The 13,591-nt window shown below is 31.4% G+C and carries 13 protein-coding genes; 5 read left to right on the top strand and 8 right to left on the bottom strand.

All coding sequences use genetic code 11. The features are described from left to right. Window positions 1-11 precede the first annotated feature (11 nt). From HHX25_RS08755 to HHX25_RS08725, 7 genes are all read right to left on the bottom strand, one after another. Complete coding sequence (locus HHX25_RS08755; protein ID WP_169672234.1) at window positions 12-605, bottom strand: hypothetical protein; 594 nt, start codon at window positions 603-605, stop codon at window positions 12-14. Continuing rightward, the gene (locus HHX25_RS08750) at window positions 606-1,682 is read right to left on the bottom strand and encodes a TolB-like 6-bladed beta-propeller domain-containing protein (RefSeq protein ID WP_262888886.1); all 1,077 of its coding nucleotides are present in this window, start codon (window positions 1,680-1,682) and stop codon (window positions 606-608) included. Window positions 1,683-1,793: 111 nt separating this feature from the next. Beyond that, on the bottom strand, window positions 1,794-2,048 hold the full coding sequence (locus HHX25_RS08745; RefSeq protein ID WP_169672231.1) for a hypothetical protein: 255 nt from the start codon (window positions 2,046-2,048) through the stop codon (window positions 1,794-1,796). 523 nt (window positions 2,049-2,571) lie between these two features. Then, window positions 2,572-3,087, bottom strand: coding sequence for a gamma carbonic anhydrase family protein (locus tag HHX25_RS08740; protein ID WP_169672229.1), 516 nt, complete (start codon window positions 3,085-3,087; stop codon window positions 2,572-2,574). Window positions 3,088-3,144: 57 nt separating this feature from the next. Beyond that, window positions 3,145-3,879: a LytR/AlgR family response regulator transcription factor gene (locus HHX25_RS08735; RefSeq protein ID WP_169672227.1), complete on the bottom strand. Its 735-nt coding sequence runs from the start codon at window positions 3,877-3,879 to the stop codon at window positions 3,145-3,147. Then, a complete protein-coding gene (locus HHX25_RS08730) occupies window positions 3,880-4,755 on the bottom strand; it encodes a DUF4349 domain-containing protein (protein ID WP_169672225.1) in 876 nt (291 codons plus the stop codon). A 2-nt stretch (window positions 4,756-4,757) separates the two neighbouring features. After that, on the bottom strand, window positions 4,758-6,935 hold the full coding sequence (locus HHX25_RS08725; protein WP_169672223.1) for a histidine kinase: 2,178 nt from the start codon (window positions 6,933-6,935) through the stop codon (window positions 4,758-4,760). A 210-nt stretch (window positions 6,936-7,145) separates the two neighbouring features. Between HHX25_RS08725 and HHX25_RS08720 the strand changes: the two genes are divergently transcribed. Continuing rightward, window positions 7,146-8,303: a vWA domain-containing protein gene (locus HHX25_RS08720; RefSeq protein WP_169672221.1), complete on the top strand. Its 1,158-nt coding sequence runs from the start codon at window positions 7,146-7,148 to the stop codon at window positions 8,301-8,303. Between the two features lie 254 nt (window positions 8,304-8,557). Here HHX25_RS08720 and HHX25_RS08715 read toward each other — a convergent pair whose 3' ends face one another. Further along, a complete protein-coding gene (locus HHX25_RS08715) occupies window positions 8,558-9,562 on the bottom strand; it encodes a PorP/SprF family type IX secretion system membrane protein (protein WP_169672219.1) in 1,005 nt (334 codons plus the stop codon). Window positions 9,563-9,729: 167 nt separating this feature from the next. On the opposite strand from HHX25_RS08715, the gene HHX25_RS08710 reads away from it, so the two are divergent. The 4 genes from HHX25_RS08710 to HHX25_RS08695 all read left to right on the top strand — a co-directional run bounded on the left by HHX25_RS08710 (window position 9,730) and on the right by HHX25_RS08695 (window position 13,576). Next, on the top strand, window positions 9,730-10,635 hold the full coding sequence (locus HHX25_RS08710) for a NifU family protein (protein WP_169672217.1): 906 nt from the start codon (window positions 9,730-9,732) through the stop codon (window positions 10,633-10,635). A 60-nt stretch (window positions 10,636-10,695) separates the two neighbouring features. Continuing rightward, window positions 10,696-10,896 (top strand): dodecin family protein, encoded by a 201-nt coding sequence (locus tag HHX25_RS08705; RefSeq protein ID WP_169672214.1) that lies wholly within the window; start codon window positions 10,696-10,698, stop codon window positions 10,894-10,896. Between the two features lie 224 nt (window positions 10,897-11,120). Next, window positions 11,121-13,226, top strand: a complete 2,106-nt coding sequence (locus HHX25_RS08700) for a thioredoxin domain-containing protein (protein ID WP_394352859.1) — start codon at window positions 11,121-11,123, stop codon at window positions 13,224-13,226. Further along, entirely contained in the window at window positions 13,223-13,576 is a 354-nt protein-coding gene (locus tag HHX25_RS08695) for a DUF1304 domain-containing protein (RefSeq protein WP_169672212.1), read from the top strand. Before HHX25_RS08700 ends, HHX25_RS08695 begins: the two co-directional genes overlap by 4 nt. The last annotated feature ends 15 nt before the right edge of the window (window positions 13,577-13,591 follow it).

The raw sequence follows: 13,591 nt of genomic DNA, 5'->3' as shown, positions 1-13,591 counted from the left end.
AAACTAATACATTAATCTTTTTGGTTTTCAATAATAGTTTTTAAGTACACCTCCTTTATATCTTTTGAATGTAGTGGATTACCTAATACTAAAATAGTGTTATACTTGTCGGTTAAAACTGTTTCAAAGTGCGCTGACTCATTCATAAAGCTATTTATTTTTATGTATTTATTTTTTTTATCTAAAAAAAATGGATACGAAAAACTTTTAATTTGACTCGATTCACATAAATATTTGATTAATTCAAATTTATCATCTGATCCACAAATTAAAATTACTGGAACTTTATACATATTAAATTCTGGAACTAAACTATCCCATAATTTTATATTAGGAATGCATGTAGAGCAAGACGCATTAATATGCGAATAAATTTTAAGTTCTGAATTTAACATTTCAGCACTGTCAGATATGTAATTAGAAAAAGGTTTGTATAAATTTAAACTATCTGGTAGTATTAACGTTTTCCCGATACTATTCTCAACTATAACTTTTAGTGAAGCTTCTTTATCCTTATTTTGCTTCCTTTTACATGATGTTGCTATAATAAACATGCAAACTATGAAAGTTATCTGTTTTGTGACACGATTAATTTTAAACTCCATCTATTCTAAATTAATATTAGATTCTACAATAAATCCTGTACTTACATCGTAAGCATACATTGTTTTATTGTTTTTCGAAACTGTCAAACTTAATATTTCTCGATCTAAAAGGAATTTTTTTATAGGATTTCCATTCCAATCATATACATAAACGGTATTAGACAAATAAGAATTTATAGTATTAAATCGGGACCCTGAATATGCCAAATAAATATATTTGTCGGTAACAGTTCCATTCACAAATGAACGTCTAGTTTCTTCTGTTACACCCATAATAAAATTATTACCTCCTGCATCTATAGAAGTAAATTGTGTATTATAGACTTCAGGCCCTTGTATTACTTTACTTTCTCTTGTTTTTAAATCAAAAATTTCAATGGCATCTGTAAACCTATAAGCTAAAACTATTTTGTCTCTAGAAATACTTTTAATAAAAATAAAACTTTCATGGGCTGATTTATATGCGCTAAAAGGAATTTTTTTTGGATAACTCTCAAAAAAACCAAAAGAATCCACCTCTTTATTTGTCGTTAATTCTATCTCTTGTATTTTTGGTTTAGTATTAAAAGAACCTACTCCATAAAAATTAAGACTGTCTTTGAGAGATATCATATAAAAACGTTCCTTAATAGGATATTCTCTAAATAATAAATAATCATCATTTATTAACTCATTTATATTACTAATTGTAATTATTTTCTTTAAGGTAATATCATATAGCCATAATGTATTATTAACTAAACCAGAAGTCATCCCCCCTAAAGCTTCATTAGGTCCTTTTCCCTTATTTATATAACCTTTTGAAATTTTATTATTATTTATAGAATAATTATAAAAAAATGGATTATCATTTTTACTTCCATTATTAAAAAGGATTAGATTGGAATCCAGGGCATGAATCGCACCAACAGCACCTTCTTTAAATTCATAAGTTTTTTTAAAAAACAAGCTATCTTTTGATATAAATTTTGTAAAAGTTATAGTATTTTTATTAAGCCTCCCATTATCTTTATTGAAACAATTAAATAAGCAAAAGCACGACACAACTAAAAATATAATTCTGTTTGTTTTAAACATTTTTAAATTCTAAAAATTAATAAAATCAAAAAGTGCTTAAGGAATTTTTTTAAGCACTTTTCACACCTCTATTTGCAGTAACAGCTATATCCTAATAGCCTCATTTTACAATTAGTAGTAACAGCTATATCCTATAGCCTCATTTTTACAATATTGTATATTTACCCAATTAGGGTAAAATACCTGACAGGTATCTGATGAAGATCCTGTATATGAGCACCCAATAACTTGGCTTTCAGCATTTGCAACATTTGTTGCAATTAAACTTGCTAAATCTAGATCTTTATAACTATTTGTCATATTAGTACCAAAAAATAAGGTCATTGCCGTTATAGCAATTCCTATAAATCCAATTATTTTTTTCATTTTTTATATATTCACAATTAATAATCACTTACATACTCAAAAGTTTTTTTAGTAAGATATGCTACTTTTAAAACATATAAATTTTTAAAACCATTAAAAATCATAAACCCAAAAAAAGTTTACTTACTAATCTTTGCTGAATTACCTATGCCATAGTTAACTTATTTTCAATTAATAAACACAAACAAAGTTATCATGTCAAAGGGACAGAATATGTCCCTTTAAAAATTTATATTCATTCTAAATAACTTTTCCTGATAAGTCGAAAAATATAATAAAGAACTCATTTAAAGCACTAAAAAATGGTATTATAATTTAAAATAGATAAAAAAGAAGATAATATATCTACTACTATGGCGAAGGCAGAGCTCCCTAAAAATCAAACTAATGAAAAGTTTAACTAAGACACCTATTTATTTGAAACTTTTCTTAATTAAACTAACAACAATCGAAACTACTATATTTCACTCTATGTTTAATAAGGGAAAAAGAGATATTTGAAATAGATTCTTGACGGTAAAAACTATTCTTTAAACCAACTCGAATATTCTATATAATTATTGGCTATTCTATTTATTTCTCCAGAAATAAGTTCTTTACTAACATCTTTTACTTTTTTCGCAGGAACACCTGCATAAATGCTCCCAGCCTCTACCCGTGTGTTTTTGGTAACTACAGCTCCTGCTGCAATAATACTATTACTTTCTATCACACAGTCGTCCATGATAATACTCCCCATCCCTATTAAAACATTATCCTGAATAGTACAGCCATGTACGAGGGCATTATGTCCAATAGAAACGTTATTGCCTATATTGGTTGGAGATGTTTTATAGGTTCCGTGTATAACAGCACCGTCTTGGACATTTACTTTGTTACCCATTTTAATGTAGTTAACATCACCTCTAACTACAGCACTGAACCAAACACTACATGCATTGCCCATAGTGACTTCACCGACTATAGTTGCATTTTCGGCAATAAAACAATCATTTGGTATTTGTGGTGATTTTCCTTTTACTGATTTTATAACTGGCATAAATATGTTTATTTTTTATTTCATGGGATTCCCGCCTCCGCGGGAATGACAAAAAAGCTATTTAAAATACGATAACAAATCTGATTTTTTTGAAGCAGATACCATAATTTCCTTTCCGTTACTAAGAACCACGCTCCCCCCTTTTCCTTTTACATATTTTACAACTTCGTTTACGTTAACTAGATATGATTTATGTACACGTGCAAAACTAGCATTGTTTAAAGCTTCTTCAAAATATTTGAGCGTCTTACTAACCAACTTCTTTTTATTTGTATTGAGATATATCTCCGTATAATTATCGTCTGCTTTACAGTATAAAATATCAGACATATTTATAACCTCGAAACCATCTAATTGAGGAATGGTTATTTTTCCATCCACACCTTTCGTTTTTGGAATAAGCACCTGGTTTTGCAGCACATCTTCTTTCGTTTTTATTTCGGTAACATAATCGACAGCCTTAATAAGCTCATCAATAGAAATAGGTTTCATAAGATAATATGAGGCATGTGCATTCAAAGCATCCATAGCATAATGGTTATAGGCCGTTACAAAAACAGTTTCAAAATTAATATCGCCTACCTTATCTAATAGATCAAATGCATTGCCATAAGGCATTTCTACATCTAAAAACACCACGTCTAAATCATTATTTCTAATTAAAATCAGAGCTTCATCTACATTGGCTGCTTCTCCTAAAACGGATACATTTGGACAGTACTTTTTAAGATAGTTCTTTAAAATCTCTCGACTAGTTTCTTCGTCTTCTACTATGATAGCGTTTAATTTCATTTAACTGTTTAAATTTTTAATGATACTATTGAATAAATTTAATTTGTCCAAAATCAACAAAATCAAATAGACCAAGCCTACTATAAAAAACAGGATTATCATTAATTGCATATAAGTTGAAACGGTCCAATCTAAAGCAACTTTTATACGGTGCATCAAACCTATTTTATTTTCTATGCCTTCTATCAATGAAAATTTAATAGTGCAAAATTCATTTTCTTCATCATAATTTCCTAATTGCACACCTAAACCTTGCAGTTCTTCTTCAATACTTAATATCCTATTTTCCAATTCAATATATTCCTGAATTTTACCACCTTTGGACTTTAATTCAATAAGAGAACTTCTAATTTTTAAAAGCGATTCTTTTTTTGCATTAAGTTGTTTGTACTCGTTTGTTTTATCTTTTTTTGTGATTTCTTTTGATTGGACTTTCCCTATTTTAGATAAAGAAACATACAAGCTATCAAATTTTTCGGGCTGTACCCCAATTAACAATTGTAATTTTCTATTTCCTTTATTTCCACTATTTTGTTCGAATTGAATAATAGCTTCATGATTCTTAATTTCTTTATTTAATGACTTCTTTTCCTTTTCAAATTCGGAAGACTTGGTATTAACAGTAGCAATTTTCTCATATTTCTGATCTACATTGATAACGTTCTGTGAGTTATTAATACTCGATTTCATTTTATACTTTTTTGAAGCATAATTAACACGACTACTTGCTATTTCTTCAAAAAAAGTATTGCTGCTAACTACGGCATTAGGATATTCTGTATATCCGTAAAAGATTCTAAAAACAAATAGAATTACAAATAATAGTATTAAATAGAATACGCCTTTTTTTAGTCTCTTTTTAAGTGTTTTTTTCATTATTAATCTTTTTTAAGTGTTACTACAACTTTAGTACCCACATCTTCTCCCTTTTGAAAATCATCAACAAGCACGTCCACTTTATCTTTATACATTTCGTTTAAAATAGCAACACGTTTTTTAATATTCCCCATCCCTTTTGAGTTTTGCTTTTGCTGATTCTCGGTTTTTAGGGCTTTCGATTTTTCTCGCCCAATGCCATCATCTGCAATCATGATTTTTATTTCGGCTGATGTTATTTGAGCAATCCCAATCTGTAAATGCCCTTTTAGTTTTTTATAACGTAACCCATGCCATACTGCATTTTCAATATAAGGTTGTAACAACATAGGAGGTATTACAAAATCCTGAACATTGATATTTTCATCAATATTGATGCTATAATCGAACTTGTCTTGAAACCTAAAATGTTCTAATTTGGTGTACAATTCCAACAGTTTGATTTCTTTTTCAAGTGGTATAAAATCCTCTTCACTATTCTCTAAAACGGCACGCATCAACAACGAAAAATCCGTGAGATATTTATTGGCTGTGCGCTCATCGTTTGATGCAATAAAGCTATTTACAGAATTTAAGGCATTAAATATAAAATGAGGATTCATCTGGCTGCGCAAACTTTTTAGAGCCAATAAGTTATTCGCCAATCGCTGTTGCCTAATGTATTTAAACATAAAAAGCGCAGTAACTAATAGTAATAAAACACCACCTATAAGCGAATAAATGATTAATTTTTGACGTTTGGCCTGTTCGGCAGTCAATTTAAATTGACTCTCTGTCAATGTCCTATCACTTTCCAAGCTTAATATTCTATTTTGTTTACTAACAATATCTTTACTAAACCTTGTGGCTTGCGATATTTCTTGTTCTTTTTTAGTATACAATTTTTCCACTAAATCAACATAACTTTGATATGCAACAAGTGCTTTATCAAATTGTCCGGCATCTCTATAGATTTCAGATAACTTTCTGGTAGCATCTTTCTGTACAATAAGGTCTTCCTTACTATCTGCTACCTCAATACTCTCTTCAAGATATGAAATAGCATTCTCGTAGTCTTTTTGCAATGCATAGGCATTTCCTATTTTATAATTTTGCTTTTGAGGAGTTAAAGCACTTTCATTATCCAGCACAGAATCGTTTTCAAAATCGTTTATATCTTCTAAAGCTTCTTTTCTTAATGCTATCTCACTAGTATAATTGTTATTAGTGCTTTGAAAATCGGCAGCCTTGACTTTTTCTTCAGCAGCTCGTTTTCTGTTTTCTGTATTGGCAAGCTTCATAGATTTACTAAAATACCCTTCTGCTTTTTGCAATTCTCCTTTGGCATTGTATGCCTGGGCTATTTTTGAGTTTAAATCTGTTATTTTGGGTGTTATTAAATGCTTTTGGGCAATAGCTAATCCTTTTTCGTAATTATCAATAGAGAGCGGGTAGTTTTTAGTTAAAAGATAGACATCTCCAAGACCTTCGTGTAGCTGAACCTGTTGCCAATTAGATAATCCTTTTTTATTAACTCCTTGATACGTTTGAATACTTTCCTGATAGTTTTTATTCAGTTTATATGCATTAGCTAATTTTAATTTAACAATATTAGTTTTCATGTTCTGATTACTAATTCTATAATTAGAAACCGCTAAATCATACTGTTTCCAAAACATATAAATATCCCCCAGAACCTCATATGTTTCAGCATTTTCTTTTACAGAATTACTTTCTATAAGTGCTTTTTCGATAAATTTAATACTACGTTTAGCATCTTTTTTTAAATAGGTTTCTGCCGAATCTATTAATGATTCAAATTGATTGGGGTTCGACCTAGAAAACTTTTTAAGTTTTTTATACTCGGTTTCTTCTTTATTAGACTCCACCTCAACGGTAATACGCTCATTGCTTTGAATGGTATAATAGACCGTTTCAAAATCTTTGTGTCTTATAATAAGTTCATCTCCTTTTTTCGCTTCAATTCTAAAATCGCCTGCATAATCTGTGGTTGTATAAGCACCTCCATTAACTTCTACATTAACATTTGGAATAGGGTTACGTGTATCACTTTCAATTACAGAGCCCCTAATGGTAAATCTCGGTGCTTGGGCCACATCCTCATCATACACTTGAGCTAACATATTTGCCGTGCTAAGCATGATGCATAAAAACCATAGGTATTTAATAACTATTCGCATAGGTCATTTTATAATAGATAAACTTACGTACTTTCGTTGGTATAATAAAATGATGGTTTTATAAATCTGTGGTTTTATAATACTAAAAAAAGGGCTTTACATACTAAAAAGACCTTTTTACTCAACCAAATGTGTGCTTCACTCATTCTGCTTTTTTTAAGAACTAAGTTGCTCATAGATTTACTGTGTTAATCAGAAAACAATAATCTTATGAAAACACACTTAAAAACAGGTCTATTCTTTATTGCGTTAACAGGATTTATTGCTTGCCATGCAAACAATAAAAAACAAGATTTGGCATATACCCCAACAGAAAAAGCCTATCATGACCCTAGTAAACAATTTATTAAAGTAGCACTTTTATTAGATACCAGTAATAGTATGGACGGGCTTATAGATCAAGCCAAAGCCCAACTTTGGGATATTGTAAACGAATTGTCCTATGCAAAATGTGGTACCAACAAACCCAATTTACAAATTGCTCTATATGAATATGGTAACGATAGACTAAGCGGACATGAAGGTTACATTAGGCAAGTATTAGCTTTTAGTAACGATTTAGATGAAATCTCCGAAGAACTATTTTCGCTAACGACCAATGGCGGTGAAGAATATTGCGGACAGGTGATACAAACCTCGTTAAATCAATTAGATTGGGGCAAAAACCCAGATGATCTGAAACTTATTTTTATTGCTGGTAATGAACCATTCACTCAAGGAAAAATAAATTATAAAGATGCATCAACCAATGCAAAAGAAAAAGATATTACTATAAATACGATTTTTTGTGGTGATTACAACCAAGGCGTTTCTTCTTCTTGGAAAGATGGCGCTCAATTAACAAATGGTGATTATATAGCTATCAATCAAAATAAAACAACCGTACACATAGCATCTCCTTATGATGATGCCATTTTAATATTAAATAAGAAACTAAATAAAACTTATGTGGTTTATGGGCAAATGGGGACGCGAAAAAAGGAACTTCAAAGACGACAAGATTCTAATGCCGGGCAGTACAGTAAAGCAAATGCCGTAAGTAGAACAGTAAGCAAAAGCTCTCATTTATACAAAAATAAAACATGGGATTTAGTAGATGCCGTAGAGGAAGAAGAAATTGTTATCGAAGATATTAAAGATGATGCTTTACCTCAAGAACTAAAAGGAAAAACCAAAGACGAAATTAAAACCTATGTAGCCAAGAAAAGTAAAGAGCGTGAGGCTATTCAAAAACAAATTCAAGAACTTAATACAAAGCGTAAGTCGTATATCGCCAAGCAGAAAAAAGATACTGATAACGGCTTAGAAAATGCCATGACCAAAGCTATAAAAGAACAGGCCAAAAGGAAGAAGTATCGTTGGAAATAAAAATAAATGGCTATCTAAAAAAATTAGAGTTGTCTCATCGGGCGTAGTCGAAATGTTTTAAAATTTTAAGATATCTAGACTGCGCTTAAACAAAGAACTAAACTATTTCTTCAAATTAATGATTTAAGAAAACAATAAGCAGATTGCCACACGTTCATTTTAGTTTGTCTTGAGTACTTTTAGCTAAACTCAGATACTTAGGTAAACTAAAGTCAAAAGGCTCAGAACAGGCTGACTCCCCGCAATGACAAGTTTTAATTAACCGCTGGACATTTACACTCAAAACGTTTCCGCTTACAATTAAAGTTATACCCTAATGTAAATTGGTGAAAACCGCCATTGGTAAATACCACCGAGTTTGTTTGATAGGTATACGTATATGCAAACATAAAATCATTATAGTTAACACCCAAAATAGGTGTTATTTGTTGTAGCCTCTGACTACCTATAGTGTTAGAACTTGTTAAGAATTCGGCTCCATCTAAGCTTGTTCTATATGACAAGCCGCCCCAAATTTTACCAAAATCCATTTCCTTATAAGCCTTTCCATTAATATCAATCGACGACTCTTGGGTCCCATCTTTATATTGAAACATCAACGAAGGCTCAAAACTCCACTTGCTTCCAAACTTATTATAAACATATCCAGCAGAAAGCAAATAACGTCTTAAGTTACTGGTTATCTCAATATCATTATTAACACCAGCATTCTTCAGTATATTTTTTACTGTTCCATGCGCATAAAAATCCAGAAAATGATAAGAAAACCCAAAATCCATATTAAAATAGCCCTGACTTTGTACTATTCCATCAATTATAGGGTCTGGACCGTCAAACAAAAAAGATGTCTCATCTAGCTTATATTGAATAATCCCAGCGCTTAAACCAAAGGACAACATGTTTAAATCAATTTCACTTCTAGAAAACATTAAATGGTGTGCATAAGTAACATAAGCCCCTGTTTGCGAGTGATATCCATTTTTATCAGTATATAAAATCCCTCCAACTGCAGATTGAGACTCACCTATTCTGCCATTTACACTTAAAGTTAAAAGTTTAGGCGCATTATCTTGTCCAAACCATTGTTGTCTGGCTGTAAGCCTAATTTTAGAACAATTAGCAACACCAGCCATAGATGGGTGAATCAAATAATAGTTATCAGTGAGGTAATCGGTATATATAGGCAACCCCTCTTGCGAAGTTGCTATATGAGTGAATAATACCCATATGGCTACCATTAGAATACTTTTCAATTTCATCCCAAGTAGGTTTCGTTAAATATTTAATATTTTGATTCTTAAAAATTTAAGGATAAAAAAAGATAAAGCTAAAAAACCTTACCTTTTATTTTAAACTATAAATCATACAACTCAAATATATGGATAACTACGTTTTCTTTTAGTATTTTTGTAAAAAATTAGCTAAAATGAACACTTTCAAGGTTTCCGTGCAAGAAACATCAAACAATACCATCATTAAATTTGAATTAAATCAATTTATAACAAAGCATCAAAGCTTTGAATTCAATAATATCGACGAGGCTAAACCCTCTCCTTTAGCCCAACAGTTATTTTACTTACCATTTGTGAAAAAGGTTTATATTTCTGGTAATTTTGTTGCAGTAGAGCGCTATGACATCGTGGAGTGGAACGACGTTCAAGACGAGGTTGCCGAACAAATTGAAGCGTATTTAAATGATGGTGGCATCGTTATAGAAGAATCTGCCGCTGTTGCAAAAAAAATCCCGGTAACAGTCTACGCCGAAAGTACACCGAACCCCTCGGCCATGAAGTTTGTTACCAATAAAAAAATAGTAACGACACTTTTTGAATTCACATCTATTGACGAAGCTAAATTATCGCCATTAGCCACTGAGTTATTTCATTTTCCTTTTGTAAAAAGTGTCTTTATAGATGAAAACTACGTGTCGATTACCAAATACGATATTGCAGAATGGCAAGATATTACGATACAAATTCGTGAGTTTATAAAAAACTATATTGAAAACGGAAAAGACGTTGTATTGGCAGATGCTGCTGAGACCTTACAAAAAACGACCAAGCAATTAGATAATCATTTTGAAACATTAGATGATACCTCCAAAGACATAATAAATATTCTGGAAGAATATGTAAAACCAGCCGTTGCGAGCGATGGTGGTAATATCCAATTTATATCCTACGATGAAAACACCAAAAATGTAAGTGTGATGCTTCAAGGAGCATGCAGTGGTTGTCCATCATCTACTTATACTCTTAAAAGTGGTATAGAAAACATGCTAAAGGAAATGCTTCCTGGTAAAGTTAACATGGTAGAAGCCATAAACGGTTAAATTTGGAGTGACTTTTCTATTCTGTTTGTGTCAAAATATAATAACTTAAAAATTAAAAACATGGCAGTATTAAAAGTAATCGAAATCTTATCAAACTCAGATAAAAGCTGGGAAGATGCAACTAAAAAAGCAGTGAAACATGCATCAAAAAGTTTAAAAAACATTCGTTCTGTATATGTACAAGATCAAAGTGCCAGTGTAAAAGATGGTGAGGTCACAGAATTTAGGGTGAATCTTAAAATCACATTTGAAGTAGAGTAAAACTGACATATCAGATTCTCGTTTTCACGATAATAACAACCTGCCTGCCAGCAGGCGGGTTTAATAGAAATCCAGACGCATAGCGTCGAAGAATTCCTTTTGATTAACAAGTTGAGCGTTCAAAAAATGAACGCTTTTTTTGTATCTCGTTTATACTTAAAAAGAAACAATTTATATGGGATATTTCATGGTTAAATTGGTATTTATTTTGCTAACTTTGGTAAATGAAGCACATACAACTACTTTTATTTACTATTTTAATTATAAGCTGTAAAGGTCAGAACACAAAACCCATGGAACATAAATATACCAACGACCTTGTACACGAAACAAGTCCGTACTTATTACAACACGCCCATAATCCTGTAAATTGGAATGCATGGAATGAAAATACCCTAGCAAAAGCAAAAGCCGAAAATAAATTAATATTAATAAGTGTGGGCTATGCTGCTTGTCATTGGTGCCATGTTATGGAACATGAAAGCTTTGAAGATAGTTTGGTGGCTCAAATAATGAATAAAAACTTTATAAATATAAAAGTTGATAGAGAAGAACGGCCAGATGTAGATCAAGTGTACATGAATGCTGTACAACTTATGACTGGCCGCGGTGGTTGGCCCTTAAATGCGATTGCCTTACCAGATGGAAGACCCGTTTGGGGAGAAACCTATGTACCTAAAAAGCAATGGATAAGTGCTTTGGAGCAAATCTCGGAGTTATATGCTGAGAAACCTGAAAAGCTTTATGAATATGCCGATAAGCTCGAACAAGGATTAAAGACTTTAGACATTGTAAATCTAAATACAGATGCGCCTGTTTTTGAAAGTGCATATATAAATAATGCTGTTAAAATCTGGTCTGATCAGTTTGACAACGATCAAGGTGGCATGAACAGGGCACCTAAATTTATGATGCCCAGCAACTACCATTTTTTATTAAGGTATGCTTATCAAACAAATGATGAAAAACTACAGGACTATGTGAATTTAACACTTAAAAAAATGGCTTATGGTGGTGTTTTTGATCAAATTGGTGGTGGTTTTTCCAGGTATTCGGTCGATGAAAAATGGCATGTACCCCACTTTGAGAAAATGCTTTATGACAATGGACAGTTAGTGAGTTTGTATTCGGATGCTTATCTCATTACTAAAAATGACTTGTATAAAGATATTGTCACAGAAACTTTAGCATATATAAAACGTGAAATGACTACCGAAAATGGGGCGTTTTACTCATCACTTGATGCCGATAGCAATACACCTGAGGGGGAATTAGAAGAAGGAGCTTTTTATGTTTGGCAAAAAGATAGCTTAAAGACCATTTTACAAAATGATTATGAGTTGTTTTCTGATTATTACAATATTAATAGTTACGGGCTTTGGGAGCATGGAAATTATGTTTTAATTAGAAAAGATGATGATGAAAAAATTATCAAAAAATATGATCTAACAAAAGATCTTCTAACTGAAAAGAAAAAACATTGGAAACAAATCTTAACAGCCATTCGCAATAAGCGCTCTAAACCTCGTTTAGATGATAAAACACTCACCTCCTGGAATGCTTTAATGCTTAAAGGTTATATTGATGCCTATAGAGTTTTAGGTGAGCCTTCTTATCTGGCTTCTGCAGAAAAAAATGCCAATTTCATCATTAAGAATCAATTGCGAGAAGATGGTGGCTTGTTTCATAATTACAAAAACGGTAAAAGCAATATTAATGGCTATTTAGAAGATTATGCTGCTACCATTGATGCTTTTTTAGCACTCTATGAAAATACATTAAACGAAACATGGCTTACTACCGCTAGAGATTTAGCTAATTATACGTTCGATCATTTTTTTAATGAGGAAAGTAAAATGTTTTATTTCACCTCGGATGAAGATGAATCGCTAGTCTCCAGAAGTATTGAATATCGAGATAATGTGATTCCTGCCAGTAATTCCATTATGGCAAAGAATCTCTTCAAGCTATCTCATTATTTTGATAATGTACATTATAGAGAAACTGCTATAAGCATGTTAAATAATGTAAAACCAGAAATGCAAGAGTATCCGTCGGCTTATTCCAACTGGTTAGATTTAATGTTAAATTATACAAATCCATACTACGAAGTTGCTATTGTTGGAGAAGACGCGAAGCAAAAAATCACCGAATTAAATAAAACGTATATTCCTAATAAACTTATTGCAGGCAGCACTACAGATAATAATTTACCTTTATTAGAAAGCAGATACAAACCTAACAATACATTTATTTATGTATGTGTAAACAAAGCATGTAAACTTCCTGTATCTGAAGTCGATAAGGCCATAAAACTATTAAAAGAATGACTTTTTTAACCATTTTATTAATTGCTATAGTTGCTTTAGAACATGTTTATTTTCTGGTTTTAGAAATGTTCTTATGGACCAAGCCAAAAGGCATGAAAACCTTCGGTTTAAAATCTAAAGAATTTGCAGAAGAGACTAAAGTGTTGGCCGCCAACCAAGGGTTGTATAATGGTTTTTTAGCCGCAGGCTTAATTTTTTCAATTGTACAAAAAGACATAATACTTGCTATTTTCTTCCTTATTTGTGTGACCATAGCAGGTATCTATGGGTCTTACTCAACAAAGAAAATAAAACTATTTTACGTTCAAGCTGTTCCAGCAATTATAGCTTTAATAGTGAGTTTAATTTAACATTAAAAATATTTA

This window comes from Flavivirga algicola (assembly GCF_012910715.1).
Lineage (GTDB): Bacteria > Bacteroidota > Bacteroidia > Flavobacteriales > Flavobacteriaceae > Flavivirga > Flavivirga algicola.
This window is presented reverse-complemented; position numbering and strand designations above follow the sequence as displayed.